Origin of the sequence: Actinomadura oligospora ATCC 43269, assembly GCF_000518265.1 — a bacterium.
In the GTDB taxonomy this organism is placed as follows: Bacteria; Actinomycetota; Actinomycetes; order Streptosporangiales; family Streptosporangiaceae; genus Spirillospora; species Spirillospora oligospora.
On sequence record NZ_JADG01000003.1, the window covers coordinates 817421 to 834059 of the forward strand.

Annotated in this window: 17 protein-coding genes; 9 read left to right on the forward strand and 8 right to left on the reverse strand. The window is 73.5% G+C overall.

The genetic code is table 11. The annotated features are described in order from the left end of the window. Positions 1 to 54: 54 nt before the first annotated feature. Both P696_RS42905 and P696_RS0103125 read left to right on the forward strand, forming a co-directional pair. Positions 55 to 975, forward strand: coding sequence for a metalloregulator ArsR/SmtB family transcription factor (locus tag P696_RS42905; RefSeq protein ID WP_034482778.1), 921 nt, complete (start codon positions 55 to 57; stop codon positions 973 to 975). Next, on the forward strand, positions 972 to 1571 hold the full coding sequence (locus P696_RS0103125) for a dihydrofolate reductase family protein (RefSeq protein WP_026411188.1): 600 nt from the start codon (positions 972 to 974) through the stop codon (positions 1569 to 1571). The genes P696_RS42905 and P696_RS0103125 overlap by 4 nt, the downstream gene beginning before the upstream one ends. 108 nt (positions 1572 to 1679) lie before the next feature. Here the strand turns inward: P696_RS0103125 and P696_RS0103130 are convergent, their stop codons facing one another. Next, positions 1680 to 2123 (reverse strand): nitroreductase family deazaflavin-dependent oxidoreductase, encoded by a 444-nt coding sequence (locus P696_RS0103130; protein WP_026411189.1) that lies wholly within the window; start codon positions 2121 to 2123, stop codon positions 1680 to 1682. A 188-nt stretch (positions 2124 to 2311) separates the two neighbouring features. Between P696_RS0103130 and P696_RS0103135 the strand changes: the two genes are divergently transcribed. After that, entirely contained in the window at positions 2312 to 2530 is a 219-nt protein-coding gene (locus P696_RS0103135; protein ID WP_026411190.1) for an EF-hand domain-containing protein, read from the forward strand. A gap of 37 nt (positions 2531 to 2567) precedes the next feature. On the opposite strand, the gene P696_RS0103140 is transcribed toward P696_RS0103135, so the two are convergent. Together P696_RS0103140 and P696_RS0103145 are read right to left on the reverse strand one after the other, a co-directional pair. After that, the gene (locus P696_RS0103140) at positions 2568 to 3182 is read right to left on the reverse strand and encodes a TrmH family RNA methyltransferase (RefSeq protein ID WP_084336703.1); all 615 of its coding nucleotides are present in this window, start codon (positions 3180 to 3182) and stop codon (positions 2568 to 2570) included. Continuing rightward, positions 3182 to 3796: a class I SAM-dependent methyltransferase gene (locus P696_RS0103145; RefSeq protein WP_026411192.1), complete on the reverse strand. Its 615-nt coding sequence runs from the start codon at positions 3794 to 3796 to the stop codon at positions 3182 to 3184. The genes P696_RS0103140 and P696_RS0103145 overlap by 1 nt, the downstream gene beginning before the upstream one ends. Positions 3797 to 4043: 247 nt before the next feature. Between P696_RS0103145 and P696_RS42910 the strand changes: the two genes are divergently transcribed. Continuing rightward, positions 4044 to 4928 (forward strand): rhomboid-like protein, encoded by an 885-nt coding sequence (locus P696_RS42910; RefSeq protein WP_064743852.1) that lies wholly within the window; start codon positions 4044 to 4046, stop codon positions 4926 to 4928. Positions 4929 to 4958: 30 nt separating this feature from the next. On the opposite strand, the gene P696_RS0103155 is transcribed toward P696_RS42910, so the two are convergent. The 3 genes from P696_RS0103155 to P696_RS42920 form a co-directional block, all read right to left on the reverse strand. Continuing rightward, a complete protein-coding gene (locus P696_RS0103155) occupies positions 4959 to 5906 on the reverse strand; it encodes a VWA domain-containing protein (protein ID WP_026411193.1) in 948 nt (315 codons plus the stop codon). Then, positions 5903 to 7162: a DUF58 domain-containing protein gene (locus P696_RS53890; RefSeq protein WP_084336705.1), complete on the reverse strand. Its 1260-nt coding sequence runs from the start codon at positions 7160 to 7162 to the stop codon at positions 5903 to 5905. Before P696_RS53890 ends, P696_RS0103155 begins: the two co-directional genes overlap by 4 nt. Before the next feature lie 116 nt (positions 7163 to 7278). Further along, a complete protein-coding gene (locus P696_RS42920) occupies positions 7279 to 8316 on the reverse strand; it encodes an AAA family ATPase (RefSeq protein ID WP_051466688.1) in 1038 nt (345 codons plus the stop codon). A 347-nt stretch (positions 8317 to 8663) separates the two neighbouring features. Between P696_RS42920 and P696_RS57245 the strand changes: the two genes are divergently transcribed. The 4 genes from P696_RS57245 to P696_RS0103185 all read left to right on the forward strand — a co-directional run bounded on the left by P696_RS57245 (position 8664) and on the right by P696_RS0103185 (position 12785). After that, the gene (locus P696_RS57245) at positions 8664 to 9650 is read left to right on the forward strand and encodes a hypothetical protein (RefSeq protein ID WP_026411194.1); all 987 of its coding nucleotides are present in this window, start codon (positions 8664 to 8666) and stop codon (positions 9648 to 9650) included. Between the two features lie 101 nt (positions 9651 to 9751). Continuing rightward, positions 9752 to 10420 carry a LysE family translocator gene (locus P696_RS0103175; protein WP_026411195.1) on the forward strand — a complete coding sequence of 223 codons (669 nt, stop codon included), beginning with the start codon at positions 9752 to 9754 and terminating at the stop codon, positions 10418 to 10420. A gap of 74 nt (positions 10421 to 10494) precedes the next feature. Then, positions 10495 to 12162 (forward strand): DUF885 domain-containing protein, encoded by a 1668-nt coding sequence (locus tag P696_RS0103180; protein WP_034482780.1) that lies wholly within the window; start codon positions 10495 to 10497, stop codon positions 12160 to 12162. A gap of 263 nt (positions 12163 to 12425) precedes the next feature. After that, positions 12426 to 12785, forward strand: a complete 360-nt coding sequence (locus P696_RS0103185; RefSeq protein WP_026411197.1) for an ankyrin repeat domain-containing protein — start codon at positions 12426 to 12428, stop codon at positions 12783 to 12785. A gap of 166 nt (positions 12786 to 12951) precedes the next feature. Here the strand turns inward: P696_RS0103185 and P696_RS0103190 are convergent, their stop codons facing one another. Continuing rightward, complete coding sequence (locus P696_RS0103190) at positions 12952 to 13830, reverse strand: sigma-70 family RNA polymerase sigma factor (RefSeq protein ID WP_026411198.1); 879 nt, start codon at positions 13828 to 13830, stop codon at positions 12952 to 12954. A gap of 207 nt (positions 13831 to 14037) precedes the next feature. Further along, the gene (locus P696_RS42930; RefSeq protein WP_051466692.1) at positions 14038 to 14889 is read right to left on the reverse strand and encodes a TetR/AcrR family transcriptional regulator; all 852 of its coding nucleotides are present in this window, start codon (positions 14887 to 14889) and stop codon (positions 14038 to 14040) included. 133 nt (positions 14890 to 15022) lie between these two features. Here P696_RS42930 and P696_RS42935 point away from each other — a divergent pair, with 133 nt between their 5' ends. Next, a complete protein-coding gene (locus tag P696_RS42935) occupies positions 15023 to 16585 on the forward strand; it encodes an MFS transporter (protein ID WP_051466694.1) in 1563 nt (520 codons plus the stop codon). The last annotated feature ends 54 nt before the right edge of the window (positions 16586 to 16639 follow it).

Consider the following 16639-nt stretch of genomic DNA (forward strand, 5'->3'; position numbering starts at 1 on the left):
ACACCCCACTGTATTCCTTGACAGGAATATTCTTCTAAGGGAATACTCGGGGGCATGGACGCACTTGTCTCCGCACTGGCCGATCCGGCCCGCTGGCGCCTGGTGGCGCTGCTGGCCGAGCGGCCCCGCCCCGTCGGCGTCCTCGCCCGTCTCGCCGGCGCGCGGCAGCCGCAGACGTCCAAGCATCTGCAGACGCTCGAGCGCGCCGGGATCGTCACCTCCCTGCGCGTCGGGCAGCGCCGCGTGTACGCGCTGAGTCCCGGCCCGCTGCGGGACCTGGCGGCCGAACTCACCCGCCTCGCCGACACCGCCGAACGCGACGGCGGGTTCGGCGCGGCCCTGGACCACCACGGCCGCGCCGTCGCCGAACGCCTCGCCGCCGCCCAGAACCCCGGGTGGGCCGACGGCCGCACCTTCCACTTCCACCGCACCCTGGCCGGCGCCGTCGACCGTGTCTGGCGGCACCTCACCGACCCGGCGCTGCTCGCCCGCTGGTGGACGCCCGACGGGCTGCGGATGTCGGAGCTGGTGTTCGAGGCGCGGCCGGGCGGGCGGATCGTCCAGGAGTACCGCGACGCCGAGGACGTCGACGGCTCCGACACCCCCCTCGGACGCGCCGACGGCACCGTCGAGGACGTCCGCCCCGGTGAGCGTCTGGTGTTCCGGACCGTCCCGCGGCTCCCCGACGGCGGCCCCGCCTTCACCTCCCACCTCGAACTGCTCCTCCACCCCGCCGCCCCCGGCCCGGGCGGCGGCGCGCCCCGCACCGAGCTCGACGTGCACTACCGGATCACCGACAGCACCGTCGACGCCGCCGACTTCATCGCCGGAATCGAGATCGGCTTCGGGCAGAGCCTCGACCGCCTCGCCGCGACCCTCGCCACACCCCACGACAGCGAAAACAGCAACAGCGACACCGACAGCAACAGCGACACCGACAGCAGCATCGACATCGTGAACAGGAGCGCATCATGACCACTTCGACCGGACGCCGCGTGACCGCGAACCTCGGCCTCAGCCTGGACGGCCGCTACCACGGCGCGGGCGGGTCCCTGGACCTTTCCGCGATCGTCCCGTACGCCACCACCGACACCTCGCGCGACCACCTGGTCCGCCTCACCGAGAACGCCACCACGGCCGTCCTCGGCCGGTCCAGCGCCGAGGGGTTCCTGCAGTACTGGCCGCCGCTGGCGTCCGACGAGGACGCCGACCCGCGCGACCGCGCCTACGCCAAGTGGCTCGTGGACGTCGACAAGGTCGTGTTCTCCCGCACCCTCACCGAGGCGCCCTGGGAGCGGGCCCGCGTGGTGAACGCGCCGGCCGCCGACGTCATCACCGAGCTGAAGGCCGAGGGTGACGGCGACATCCTGGTCAACAGCAGCCCCAGCATCATCAAGCCGCTGCTCGCGGCGGACCTGGTCGACCGCCTCTACCTGATGGTGGTCCCGGAGATCATGGGGGAGGGTCGGCGGCTGTTCGAGGACGGCCTGCCCGCGACCCGGTGGACCCTGGCCCGTCAGGACACCGGCGAACGCGGCGAGATGACCCTGGTCTATGACCGCGCCCGCTGACCCGCGCGCGGCACGCCGCGACGCGCGCCGCTCGTCATGAGGCCCCGAGGCATCCCGCCCGGGGCCTCACCCTTGTCCCGGCGGGCTCTTTGAGGCCGTCAGGCGCTGCTACGCGGACGGGGCCAGCACGAAGACGGGGATCACACGGTCGGTCATCTCCTGGTATTCCGCGTACGTCGGAAACGCGGCGACGGCGCGCTTCCACCACTCGGCCCTCTCGTCCCCGGTGACCTCACGGGCCGTCATGTCCTGGCACACGGCGCCGTCCCGGAGTTCCACGCGCGGGTCGGACCGGAGGTTGAAGTACCAGTCCGGATGGCTCGGGAAGCCGCCCTTGGACGCCACGGCCGCGTACTGCCCCTCGTGCTCCACGCGCATCAGCGGGATCTTTCGGAGCCTGCCGCTCCGCGCGCCGCGCATCGTGAGGATGACGACGGGCAGGCCGGTGTCCCACAGCGTCGTCCCCCGCGTGCCGCCGGAACTTTCGTACAGCTCGACCTGTTCGCGTATCCACTGGGCCGGACTCGGCCCGTACTCGCCCTCGAGAGGCATGGTGGCCACCCCGTCGTCGCCCGCCGGATCGTGCTGCGCAGTGCAACCGTCCCGTGTCCGCAGGCAGCCCATCCTAGGCGTGAAGCGGTGAGGCGGGACTGGGGAGCGGATCCGGTGGGGGTGGGGGCGGCGGGTGGTGCTACGGTCGCTTGCCGACCTGGTGACACCTGAACCGAAGGGGAGGGCCGATGGCCGATCCGGAGCAGTACCGCGCGACGTTCGAGCTGGTGGACGTCGACGGCGACGGGCAGATCTCGCCCGCCGAGCTGAAGAGCCTCATGCGCGCGCTCGGGCAGGACATCTCCGAGACGCGCGCGGTCGAGGTGGTCGTGCAGGCCGACGGGGACCGCGACGGCCGGATCTCCCTGCCGGAGTTCGCCGCCCTCATGGAGACCTTCACCGCCTGAACCCGGCCCCCCGGTTCATCGAGCCCGTGGGGGGAGGTCAGGTGGTGGGGGCGGACCATTCGCGGCGGCGGGCCTCGGCGAGCGCCACGGCCGTCGCGACCGCCACGTTCAGCGACCCGACCCGTCCGATCTGGGGGATGTAGGCGACCGCGTCGGCGGCGGCGAGCAGGGCGGGGGAGCAGCCGTGGTCCTCGCCGCCGACCGCCAGGCACACGTCCCCGTCCAGCGGCGCCTCGTGCAGCGGGACGGCGTCGCCGGTCAGCTCCACCGCGACCAGCCGCATGCCGTTCGCGCGGACCGCCGCGGCGGCCTCGGCCGCCGTCCCCGCGTGGTCCCACGGCACCAGCCGCTCGGTGCCCAGCGCCGTCTTGGCGACGTTGCGGTGGTCGGGGTCGATCGCGTTCCCCGCCAGCCACAGGTGCTCCACGCCGAACACCGCCGCGCTGCGGATGATCGAGCCCATGTTGAACGGCTGCGTCACCGACTCCACCAGCAGCCCCAGCCGCCCGTCGGTGCGGCGGCGCCAGTCCCGGTTCAGGCGCTTGACGTCGGTGGGCCGCAGCTGCCGGCGCGCGGACTGGCCGCTGTCGCGGGCCCCGCCCCGGGCCCCGTCGCGGGAGGCGGAACCGGCGGTGTCGCGTGCGGTGCTCATCAGAGGTGACCTTCCTGCGGACGGGCCGCGACGTGCAGGACCCGGTAGGCGGAGCGTGAGGCGATGCGGCGGGTCGGGAACCCCTGCTGCTCCAGCCAGCGCTGCAGGGAGTCCGATCCGAGGTGCTTCTGCACGACCAGGTGCGCGGCCCCGTCCGGGGTGAGGCGCGGCAGCCAGGTCAGCAGCAGGTCGTGGAGGGCGGGCTTCCCGATCCGGATCGGCGGGTTGGACCACAGCGCGGAGAACCGCAGCTCCGGGTCGACCTCGCCCGGCAGGAGGAACCGGGCATTGCCCGTGTCCGTGGACGCGGCGTTGTCCCGCGCCAGCTCCAGCGCGCGTTCGTTGACGTCCACGCCGATCACGGTCGCGCCGGGGGCGCGTTTGGCCATCGTCAACGCGATCGGGCCGTAACCGCAGCCGACGTCCAGGAGGGTGCCGTGGGCGGGCGGCGGCGGGACGGTCTCCAGCAGGATCCGCGTGCCGGGGTCGAGCCGGTCGGGGGAGAACATGCCCGAGTCGGTCCGCAGCCGAAGGTGCAGGTCGGGCAGGACGAGATCGACCGACCGCGGACGCGACGGCGTTCCGGGCCTGGCCTCGAAATAGTGTTCCCCCACGTCGGGTGACCGTATCAGTGCCGCAGCAGCACTCGCGCCACCCCACACACCCCTGCACGGCCCTCGGCACGGCCGCGCGCAGCCCCTGCCCGGCCGCCCCTCCCCACCCTTGCGCGGACTGGTCGGACCCGGCTGGTCGTCCTGGGGGGAGCGGGGCGGGGTTCCGGCGTGCCGGGGGCCGTCCGGACGCGCGCGTGGGGAAGAGTGGGAACGTCAGGGGCCGGCGGGTGAGGTCGGAGGGGCGGGAATGGTCATCGCGTTGGTGCTGGTCGTGACCGGCTGGTACGCCCTGCGGGCGCTCGGGCTGGTGTGGGAGCCGGTCCGCCGGGTCGTGGCGTTCTGTGAGCCGTGGACGCGCCGCGCGCACGCCTGGGCCCTGTCCGCGCCCGCCACGTTCACCTACGTCGCGATCTTCACCGCGTCCACGCTCGTCCAGTTCTCCGCCCCGCCCAAGCTCATCGACCTGCTCACCACGCTGCAGAGCACGAACCTGGCGAACCTGCACCGCGCGCCGCTGCGCGCCCTGCTCGACAGCGCCCTGTGGGTCGCCGACAACGGTGAGGGCCTCGCCCTGTACGTGGCGCTGTTCGTCACCGTGGTCGCCTGGGGCGAACGCCGTTACGGCACGCCGCGGATCCTGCTGGTGTGGCTGTGCGGGCACGTCCTGGGGTCCCTGCTGACCGCCCTGGTGGAGACCCACGCCCTGGAGAACGGCCGCGCCCCCGCGCGCCTGGCCGTGACCACCGACGTCGGCGTCAGCTACATCATGGTCGCCGGGTGCGCCGCGGCGGTGCTGCTCATGCGGGGCCGGTGGCTCGCGCTCGGTGTCGCCGGGCTGGCCGTGGGGGTGGTCGGGCCCGTCCTGTGGAGCCACTCGCTGTGGGACCTGGGACATCTGTTCGCCGCCACGTGCGGGCTCGCCGCGGCCTGGGCGCTCCTGCAGATCGCCCCGCCGCGTGTCCCGCCCGACCTGCTGCCGTGCCTGCCGCGTCCGGCGCCACTGACGGGGCTTCCGCCCGGGACACCGGCCCCCGGCACCCTCGGCGGCGGCCCGTTCCCGTCCCCGTCCCGCACCGGCGGCCCAGGGGAGGGCACGCCGCGCGGCGGCGGGGGAGCGGAGGACGGCGCCTGACCCCCGCGCCCCGGTGAGGGCGGGGTGGGGTCAGGGGAGGCGGGAGAACCAGGCGAGGGACGTTCCCGCCGCCGCCAGCGCGAACAGCAGCGCCACACCCAGGAACCGGGCGGAGATGTCGCGGTGCTCGGTCTTGAACCCGAGGGAGCTGCCGATGTGGGCGTACACGTCGGTGAGCTGCCCCAGCGACTCAGCCTCGTAGGCCTTGCCGTCGGTGGACTCGGCCAGCGACCGCAGCGTCTCCTTGTTCACCGAAACCCCGGTCGTCTCACCCTCGATGTCGACGGTGCCGTACGGGGTGCCGAACGCGATCGTGGAGACCGGGACGTGCGCGGAACGCGCCGCGTCGACCGCCTCCTGCACCGACCGGCCCGTGGTGTTGTCGCCGTCCGACAGCAGGACGATGTGGGAGGGCGGCGGGTCCTGGCTGGCCTGGGAGTCGAAGGTCCGGACGGCCTGCAGGCAGGTGAACACCGCCTCGCCGATCGCGGTCCGCTTGGCCAGCACCAGCTGGTCGATCGACGCCAGCGCCGTCTGCCGGTCCGCCGACGGCGCGGCGATCAGGTTCGCGTTCCCCGCGAACGACACCACCCCCACGTTGAACCGGGACGGCAGCTCGCCGATGAACTTCTTCGCCGCCGACTTGGCCGCCTCGACCCGGCTCGGCGGGACGTCCTTGGCCATCATCGACAGCGACACGTCCACCGCCACCATGATCGTCGCCCGGTCGCGGGGGACCTTCACGGTCCCGGCGGGCCGCGCGAACCCGACCACCATCAGCGCGATCATCACCAGGAACAGGCCCGCGCCGACATGCCGCCGCCACCCCGGGTTCCGCGGCGCGACCTGCGACAGCAACGCCAGGTTGGTGAACCGGACCGTGTAGCCGCGACGGCGCCGCTGCAGCAGCACGTAGACGGCCACCAGCAGCGGAAGCAGCAGGAGCAGCCAGAGCCGTCCGGGGGACAGGAGGGTCATGCGTGGGCTCCCGCGGTCGAACCGCCGGTCGAGGGGGAAGAGGAGGAGGAAGAGGACGGACTCGGGGAAGCGCCGCCCGCGTGACCGGCGGCGCGTCCGGCCGCCCGGCGGCGCCGCAACGCGAACCGGGCGATGTCGGTGACCCAGTCACCGTCGGTGCGCAGCACCAGATGGTGCGCGCCCGCGCGGCGCAGCGCCACCCGCGTCGCCTCCCGCTGCGCGGCGGCCGCCGCCGCGTACCGCTCACGGACCTTGCGGGACAGGTGGATCTCCTGGGTCGCGCCCGTCTCCGGGTCGGTCATCTCGACCACGCCGATGTCGGGCAGGTCCAGCTCACGCGGGTCGATGATCTCCACGGCGAGGACCTCGTGCCGCGCGGCGAGCCTCCGCAGCGGCCGCTCCCACGGCAACGCGCCCGACCCGGGCACGGCGTTTCCGGGCGGGATGTTCCCGGGCGTGGTGGTCGCGCGGCGGCGCGCCCAGCCGAAACCGGACGTCGCCGGGGCCTCGGGCGGAGCGTCGGGGAGGAAGTCGGAGATGATCACGCGGAGTCCGCGGCGGGTCTGCCCGCGGTGCAGCGCCTCGATGCCCGCCGCCAGGTCCGGCCGCGCCTCGCCGGGGCCGCCGCCGGTGTCGAAACCGCCCGGCCCGAACGTGCCGCCCGCCGCGCCGGGCAGGCCGACGGCCCCGCCGGGACGGGCGCTCCCGGGACGGTGCGGATCGGTGTCCAGGACCTCCTGCAGCAGCGCGTACAGGGGGGCCTTGCCCGTCCGCGCGGGACGCCTCCGCAACCGGTCCCGGTCCAGCAGGTACGCGCCGACCCGGTCACCCAGCCGGACGGTCAGGAACCCCACTGCCGCCAGTGCCGCCACCGCCAGGTCGCGCTTGACCATCCGGGCCGTCCCGAACCCCATGCTCGGAGTGAGGTCGGCGAGCGCCCACACCTCCAGCTCGTGGTCGGCGATCAGGTCCCGGACGTGCGGGGTGGTGGTGCGGGCCGTCACCGCCCAGTCCATGTGCCGGACATCGTCCTCACCCGGCTGGTACAGGCGCGCCTCGGCGACCTCGGTGCCCGGGCCCGGCAGCAGACCGAGATGCTCACCGTTCAGCAGGCCGTCCAGGCGGCGCGTCACCGACAGCTCCAGGCGGCGCAGCGTCCGCTCGGGGACCAGCTCCGCCAGCCGCGAGTCACGCGCGCCGGACCGTTCGGCCGGGGGAGGGAGAGGCGGCGCGAACTCGGGTCGACGCCCCCACATCGCTCCCTCGCCCGGTGCGCCAGCCCCTGGAAGGCCAGACCCTGGATGGTCGGGGCCGTCCGCCGGGCCGGGCGGTGGCGGCGGTGGTGGCCCGGGCGGGCCGCTGGCGGGAGGCATCAGGCCGTCACCTGACCGACCCCGGCACCCGCGCCGGCGGCCGTCCCCTGGTTCCACACCACCCGCGGCGGCGGCACCGCCGCCAGGATCTGCTCCACGACGTCACCGGTGTCGACACCGTCGGCCAGCGCGTCGAACGACAGCACGATCCGGTGCGCCATCACATCCCGCGCGACCGCCCGCACATCGTCCGGCAGCACGTAGTCACGGCCGTTCAGCAACGCCAGCGCCCGCGCTGCGCCCACCAGCCCCAGCGTCGCGCGGGGACTCGCGCCGATCTCGATCACCGGGCGCAGGTCCGGCAGCCGGTACTGCTCGGGCTCACGCGTCGCCATCACCAGCCGCACGATGTAGTCGGCGACCAGCTCGTGCACCGACACCTCCTCGGCGGCGCGCTGCAACCCGATCAGCCGGTCCGGGGTGAGGAGCGCGTCGGCCTCGGGCGGGTCCACGCTCATCCGCCGCAGGATCTGCAGCTCCTCGTGCGCCCCCGGATACCGCACGTCGATCTTCATCAGGAACCGGTCGCGCTGCGCCTCCGGCAGCGGGTACACGCCCTCGGACTCGATCGGGTTCTGCGTCGCCAGCACGATGAACGGCGCCGGCAGCGCGTAGGTGTGCCCGCCCAGCGACACCTGCCGCTCCGCCATGACCTCCAGCAGCGCCGACTGCACCTTCGCGGGAGCCCGGTTGATCTCGTCGGCCAGCACGAAGTTCACGAACACCGGCCCGAGCTCCACGTCGAACTGCTCGGTCGACGGATGGTAGATGCGGGTCCCCACGATGTCGGACGGCACCAGGTCCGGGGTGAACTGCAGGCGGGCGAACGTCCCGCCCACGACCCGCGCGAGCGTCCCGACCGCCAGGGTCTTGGCGACACCCGGCACACCCTCGATCAGGCAGTGGCCGCGCGCGAGGAGCGCCACCACCATCCGCTCGACCATGTGCTCCTGCCCGACGATGACCTTCTTGACCTCCGCGACCGTCCGCTGGAGCAGCGCGGCGGCCTGGTCGACGTCGTGGGCGGCGACGGTCATCTGCGGGTCCCTCACTGGATGGACGGCAACGGACGATGGAACACCGCGACCGGGGAAGCAGGCGACGCCACCCGACCGGGAGCGCCGGCCGCGCGTCCCGGCGGGCACGGCAGGCGGGGACGCCCCATGCCGGTGCGGCCCCTTTTCCGACCTTACGCGATCACTCCGAGGGGTGTGGCGGGGAACACCCACCCTTGCCCCCGGGCCTACCGCCACCACACCCCGGACAGGGCCGGGCGCCCGGGGCGAGGACGGCCCGTCGGGTCGCGCGGTGCGGCCGATCCCGCGTGGGCGGGGCGTCCTGCGGCGGGATCCCGGAACGGGCGGGTGTTGTTAGGCTGACGGGCATGTCGAGGCCGCTGCCCTCCGGGGATCCTGTCCGGTTGGGGCCGTTCCGGTTGACGGCCCGGCTCACCGAGAACGCGGCCGGGATCGTGTACCTGGCCGTCGACGACGAAGGACGCCGCGCGAGCCTCGCCGTCCTGTCCCGGGACGCCGCCGACGACGCCGCCGCCCGTGACCGCTTCCGCGCCGCGATCCTGGCGGGCCTGGCAGGAACATCTCACGCTCCCGGTCATGTCCGCGCGCCTGGTTCGGGCGGGGGGAGCCTCGCCGCTCCCGGGCCGGTCCCTGGGGTGGCGGCGTCCACGCTCACCGAATCCACCTCGGCAGCTCCTGCCGCTGCCCCTGCCTCGGACGCGGGCGGTTCCGGTGGTGCGGACGGCCAGGACCGTCCGGTGTTCGCCGCGCCCGACGGGGCACCCGGCGCCGACGGAGCCGGTGCGGATGCCGGAGCTGGGGCCGGGGGAGTGGCGGAGATCCTGGCGGCGCAGCCCGACGGGCCCGCGCCCTGGGTCGCGACCGCCTATGACGGGCACGCGGTCGGAGCCGAGCGGTTCCTCGAGCCGGTCGTCCCGCGTGGCGCGCTTCGCGGCCGGTGGGGCGGCGTGCGCCGCCGTGGGCCGCTGTTCCAGCCGTACTGGGCGGGCGGGACGGGCGAACCGGCCCTCGCGCCCCGTCCCGGACCTCCCGTCCTGGCGGGCCTGCCCGCCGCGCGGCCCCCGGAACGCGGCCTGGTCGCGGCGATCCTCACCCTCGCGGGGGTCCTGGGCGTTCTGGCGGTGCTGCTGCTGGTGCTGTTCGCCTGCCAGCCGACGGTGAAGACCCCGCCGCCGCAGCCTCCCGAACCGACGTTGGAGTCCCCGTCGGAGACGCCCCCGCCGTCCACGCCCGCCTCCCCGTCGCCGTCTCCGACGCCCACGCCCCGCGAGACCTCGCCGGTGACGCCCGGTCCGTCCGGCTCACCCGGCGACGACGGCGGCGGCTCCGTCTGACCTCCTCCGCCTGCCCCTGCCGACGGGCACGCGGCCCCGCCTGACGATCTCGTGGGCGAGTGGTGTTGCCACCGCGCTCGGCCGACGGTGAGGATGAGGTCGTGGTGAACGAACTGGTGGCGTTCCTCGGCGCGGCGTTCCTCATCGCGATGGTGCCGGGCCCGAGCACCGTCGTGATCGTCCAGCGCGCGGCGCGGGAAGGACGGCGGGCGGGCATGGCGACCGTCCTCGGCAACGAGACCGGCGTCCTGGCCTGGGGCCTGGCCGCCGCGCTCGGTCTGTCGGCGCTGCTGGTCGCCTCGCGTGTCGCCTATGACGTCCTGCGGATCGCCGGTGCCGCCGTCCTGGTGTGGTTCGGCCTGCGCGCGCTCTGGCAGTCCCGTCGCGGCGCCGCCCGCACGACCGCGGACGCCGACACCTTCCCGGACGCGGCTTCCGACGCGGCCTCGGGTGACGTGAGCGCGCCCACCGGGGTCGGACGTTGTTACCGGCAGGGAGTGGTGACCAGCTTCGCCAACCCCAAGGCGGGCGTGTTCGCCGTGTCGTTCTTGCCCCAGTTCGTCCCCGACGGGGTGTCCGTCCCCCTCGCCCTCGTCGCGCTGTCGATGCTGTGGGCGCTCGTCGACCTGGCCTGGTACACGCCGATCGTGTGGCTCGCCGGAGGCGCCGGACGAGTCCTGCGGCGACCCCGCGTCCGGCGCGTCCTGGAACGCGTCTCCGGCATGGTGCTGCTCGGCTTCGGGCTACGCCTCGCCACCGACTCCACCTGACCCCGAACCACAAGATCACCTGGACGCGGAACGGCGCACCGCACTCGCCCCAGGCCGGGCTCTACGCTGGGGAGATGATCTCTTCCCTGGACGCGCTCTCCGACCGCTACGTCGACGAGATGGCCGCCCTCGACCCCTGCCTGGCGGCCATGATGGGCATCGCCGGACAGGACGACCGGCTCACCGACTACAGCCCCGAAGGCGACGCCGCCCGCACCGACCTCGCCCGGCGCACCCTCGCCGAACTCGACAAGACCTCTCTCGACGGCTCCGCCCGCGCCCGCGTCGCCGCCGGTGTCCTGCGCGACCGTCTCGAAACCGAGATCGCCCTCGCCGACGCCGGCGTCCGCGACGAGGCCCTCGACACCACCGACGGACCGATCCAGCGACTTCGCCAGGCCGTCGAACTCCTCGACCAGGGCCCCGCCACCCGCTGGGAACCCGTCCTGGCCCGTCTCGCCGCGTTCCCCGCCGTCCTCACCGGCCTCACCACCTCCCTCACCGCCGCCCGCCAGCGCGGACGCGTCGCCGCGCTCCGCCAGGTCGCCCGCAACATCGAGGTGTGCCGGACCGCGCCCGCCTACCTCACCGGCCTCGCCGACCGCTACGCCCAGTACGGCGGCGGCCCCCTCGCCGAACCCCTCACCACCGCCGCACGCGCCGCCTCGGCCGCCCTCCACGACTTCGCCCACTTCCTCGAAACCGAGATCGCCCCGCACGCGCCCACCCGCGACGCCCTCGGCCGCGACCGGTACGCCCTCGGCGTCCGCGACTACCTCGGCACCACCCTGGACCTGGAGGAGACCTACGCCTGGGGCTGGGCCGAACTCGCCCGCGTCGAGGCGGCCATGGCCGAGGAGGCCGCCCGGATCCTGCCCGGCGCGCCCCTCCCCGAGGTCCTCACCGCCCTCGACAACGACCCCCAGCACCGCGTCACCGGCGCCGAGGCGTTCCGCCGCCACATCCAGGACCTCGCCGACCGCGCCATCGACGACCTCGACGGCACCCACTTCACCATCCCCGAAGCCCTCCGCACCATCGACTGCCGCATCCCGCCCGTCCCGGCCGGGATCTACTACCTCGCCCCCGCCGAGGACCTGTCCCGCCCCGGCACCGTCTGGTGGACCGTCCCGGGCCCCGACACCGACATGATCACCTGGACCGTTCCGGCGACCATGTACCACGAAGGCGTCCCCGGCCACCACCTGCAACTCGGCATCACCACCCTGAACACCACCACCCTCAACCGGTTCCAGCGCACCTCCAGCGAACTCCACCCCGGACACTGCGAGGGATGGGGCCTGTACTCCGAGCGCCTGATGGACGAACTCGGCTTCTACCAGACCCCCGCCCACCGCCTCGGCATGCTCGCCGGCGGACAGCAGCTCCGCGCCGCCCGCGTCGTCCTCGACATCGGCCTGCACCTGGAACTCCCCATCCCCGCCGGAACCGGCTTCCACGAAGGCGAACACTGGAACGCCGACCTGGGCCGCGAGTTCCTCACCCGCCACGGCGGCGCCATGACCCCCGCAGAAGTCGCCTTCGAGATCGACCGCTACCTCGGCCGCCCCGGCCAGGCCATCGCCTACAAGCTCGGCGAACGCATCTGGCTGGAGGCCCGCGACACCGCCCGCCACCGCGACGGCGCCGCGTTCGACCTCAAGGCGTTCCACCAGCACGCCCTCGACCTCGGCCCCATGGGCCTGGACCGCCTCCGCACCGAACTCACCCACCCCGCCTAACCCCCGCGCCCCCTCGCCCCGCCAACAGCCGGTCGAGGGGGACCCCCACCCCTCGACCAGGCCCACGACTCCCGAAACCACGGCGACGCTACGCGGCTGGGGATCCGCGTTTCGGTGTGGCCGAAGACCCGGACGGAACCCTGCTATCTGCCGCGGGTCGCCGGTCACCTGCACGCCGGACCCCGGCACCCGGCACGCCCCCTGTCACATTGCCTCGTCGGCCGGGCTCATAGGCATGAGCGCAACCACACGAGGAGAACACAGTGCAGTTCGTACAAGCCGCCGAGTCCGCCGACGAAACGACGATGCGGTCGATGCTGGCCACCGATCCCGGGCTGGCCGATCGGCACGAGGACCTGGTCACGCGGACGGCCGAGGCACGCAACTGGGCGACGGTCCGGGTGCTGGTCGAACTCGGCTTCGACGTCAACGGCGTCAGCGCCGCCGGCGCGACCGCCCTGCACCACGCGGCGGCGGCGGGCGAGTTGTCGATCGTGCGGCTGCTGGTCGAGCACGGTGCCGACCACACCGTCCGCGAGCCCGAGTTCAACGCCCAACCGGCGGGTTGGGCGCAGTACTTCAAGAAGCCGGAAACGAGGAAGTACCTCGAATCCCTCGCCTGACGCCGCGCCACAGACCACGCGACACCAGGCTGCAGCTCGTCCGGAACGAGGTGCGCGCCGCGCGCGTCCGCCAACGAGGGCTGGCGGGCCGCACGGGTCGTGCTGGACGGTGAGCGCCCTTGCCAGGTGCGCGTTCCGCATCAGGCGAAGCCGCTCACCACCCTGGTCACTCCGCCTGGTGGAGGACGGCGGAGGCGAGCCGATGGACGCGGTCAGGGTCCCGGATCACGTCGATCCTGACGATCTTGTCGCCCGCGACGGTGAAGGCCATGACGGAGAACGGCCGCCCGTCGCGGGTGATCAACGTTCCGGCCGTCCCGTTGACCAGGGCCGGGCGCAGCTCTCCGCCGCGCGGGGCGCGCGACCGCCTGGCCACGGCCGGGGCACCGCGGACGATGGTCGGAGGACGGGCGGCGCCGAAGTCGGTGCGCAGGACGACGTCGGGATCAAGGACCTGGACGAGGGCGTCGAAGTCGCCGGTCCACGCGGCCGCGTAGAACGCGCCGACGACCTGCCGCTGGCGCGCCGGATCCGGATCGGGCGAGGGGACCTGGGCGCCGTTCACCCGGCGCCGCGCCCGGCTGGCGAGCTGACGTGCGGCGGCCGGGGCGCGGCCCGCGATGCCGGCGATCTCCCCGAAGGGCAGTTCGAACATGTCGTGCAGCACGAACGCCAACCGCTCGGCCGGGGTGAGCCGGTCGAGCACCAGGAGCAGGGCCAGGCTCACCGAGTCGGCCAACAACGCCTCCTGCTCGGGGCCGAGGTCACCGGCCGGGACGGCGACCAGGTCCGGCAGGTGCGTGGCGAACGGCTCCTCCCGGCGGCGTCGGCGGGAGCGCAACATGTGCAGGCACTCCCGGGCGACGACGGTCGTCAGCCATCCACCGAGGTTGTCGATCTGTTCCGCGTCCGACCGGCTCAGCCGCAGCCAGGCGTCCTGGACGGCGTCGTCCGCCTCGGCCAGCGAACCGAGCATGCGGTACGCCACCGCCCGCAACCGGGGCCGGTGCTCGAAGCGCTCGGCCAGCCACTCGTTGTCGTCCATCGGTCACACCATTCCATCGCCGGGGATCACAGAGGTGAGCCCTCAGGCGCGGCGAATGTGACGCGCCTGATCACCGGGGGGACCGTCCGCCCACTCCGGCAATGCCGCGACGAGCCGGACCCGCGTGCCGCCGCCGATCGGTCAGGACGCGGGCGACATCCGGAGGGGGTTTGCCCGGTGGGTGGGGGATCGGCGTGTGGACGACGGTCAGTGACCGGCTGAGGGGCGCTCGCCTGCGGAGCCCTTGGCGGTCTGGCCGCTCGGGCCGGTGGCGGCTCGGATCTGGTCGTTGGGGGGACGCCTGACGTCGGCGGGGGAGACCGCCTCGATGTGCTCGCGGTGCAGCCACAGTTCCAGGCCGTCCAGGATCCGCTCGGCGCCGAAGTCCGCGTCGTCCTCGGGACGGTTCCACTGGTGCATGTCGTCCCGGTTCTCCTGCCACCAGCGCGCGTAGTGCGGGAACCGGTCGGACTGCGAGGTGACATACGGGTCGAGCTGCTCCAGCAGCTCCGACCGGCCCACGCCCAGCCCGTCGGTGGCCTGCCGGTACGCCGCCTCGTACGCCGCCGCGCCGACCGCGTGCGACATCAGCAGCGAACTCGCCCGCGCCACGTCCCGACCGGAGAACCCCGCCGAGGTGAACACCGCGATGAACCGGTCACTGAACCGCATCGCGTTCGGACCGATCGCCATCCGCGTCCCGAACAGGCCGATCACCCAGTGATGACGCACCAGCATCGTCCGCATCTCCCGCGCGAACCCCGCCGCGGCCTCCCGCCACGCCACCTCCGGGCCCGGCAGCGGCACCTCGCCCAGCACCTCGTCCATCGCCAGGTCCAGCAGCTCGTCCTTGCCGTCCACGTAGAAGTACAACGACGTCGCGCCCGCCTCCAGCGCCGCGCCGAGCCGCCGCATGCTGAACCCGTCCAGGCCCTCGGTGTCCAGCAGCGCCACCGCCGCGGTCACGATCTCACCCCGGCTGAGCTGCGGACGGCCCCGCCGTGGACGCCCCGGACGCATCCACACCGAGTCGCTGATCGGGTCGGTCTTCCGCGGCATCACACGTCCTTCGGTCTCACCAGGTCCCGGGCGGGGGAGCGGACCTTCACCCTACCCACTCTCGTACAGTGTGCGACGATTAGTAGAGTGTTCGAAAATTCGAGCACCGTACGAAAGGAAGCGGGCCACACCCATGCCCACCACCGCCCCCCACCCACGGCGCTGGCTCATCCTCGCCGTCCTCTGCCTCAGCCTCCTCGTCGTCGTCATCGACAACACCGTCCTCACCGTCGCGATCCCCTCACTCATCCGCGACCTCGGCGCCACCAACACCGACATCCAATGGATCCTCGACGCCTACATCCTGGTGTTCGCCGGACTCCTCCTCACCGCAGGCGCCCTCTCCGACCGCTACGGCCGCCGCCTCGGCCTCATCACCGGACTCGTCTTCTTCGGCGCCGCCTCCGCCCTCGCCGCCTACGCCGACACCCCCACCCAGCTCATCACCGCACGCGCCCTCATGGGCATCGGCGGAGCCTTCCTCATGCCCGGCACCCTCTCCATCCTCACCACCGTCTTCGACGACGACGAACGCAAGAAGGCCATCGCCGTCTGGAGCTCGGCCCTCATGCTCGGCGCCCTCGGCGCCCCCGTCGCGGGCGGCCTCCTCCTCCAGCACTACTGGTGGGGATCGGTCTTCCTCATCAACCTTCCCGTCGCGGCCCTCGGCGTCATCGCCGCCCTCCTGGTCATCCCCGAATCACGCGGCCCCGCCACCCGCCCCGACCTCCCCGGCGCCCTCCTGTCCACCGCCGGCATGACCGGCCTGGTCTGGGCCGTCATCAACATCGCCCGCCACGGCTGGACCGCCCCCACCGTCCTGCTCGGCTTCACCGTCGCCGTCCTCGCCCTCACCGGCTTCGCCCTCTGGGAACGCCGCACCCCCCACCCCATGCTCCCCATCACCCTGTTCACCGACCGCAACTTCACCGGCGCCAGCCTGTCCATCGTCCTGATGTCCCTGTCCGCCGGCGGCCTCACCCTCGCCCTCACCCAGTACCTCCAGTTCGTCCTCGACTACACCCCCCTCAGAACCGGCCTCGCCTTCATGCCGATGCTCGTCTCCGTCATCGCCTTCAACGGCATCGGCGTCGCCCTCGACCGCAAACTCGGAACCCGCACCGCCCTCGCCACCGGCCTCCTCCTGCTCGCCGCCGGATTCGGCCTCCTCGCCCTCATCCGCCCCGGCGACGGCTACACCCACCTCGTCGCCGCCCTCGTCGTCATGGGCGCCGGCAGCGGCACCGCCGGACCCGCCGCCTACGGAACCCTCCTCGCCTCCCTCCCCAAAGACCGCGCCGGAGTCGGCTCCGCCGTCAACGACACCGTCCAGCAAGTCGGCCAAGCCCTCAGCGTCGCCATCCTCGGCACCGTCCTCACCACCGCCTACGCCCGCGCCCTGCCCCACACCATCACCGGCCCCGCCCGCGAATCCCTCGGCGACGCCCTCGCCATCGCCACCCGCACCCACGACAACGCCCTCGCCCACACCGCACGCGACGCCTTCGTCCACGCCATGACCACCATCGCCATCGTCGGCGCCCTCGGCGGCATCGCCGCAGCCGCCGTGGCCTTCACCGTCCTCCGCCCCACCCCCCACAACACCCCCGAAAACACAGCCGAAGACCCAGCTGGGCAGACGCCGGACGGCCCGGCAGGGGAGACCCGAACCGCCGAAACACAACACCGGGATTGACCACCTCCCTGGACGCCTCCCCGGCACCGACCCGCGCCCGGACGGAACCCGGAA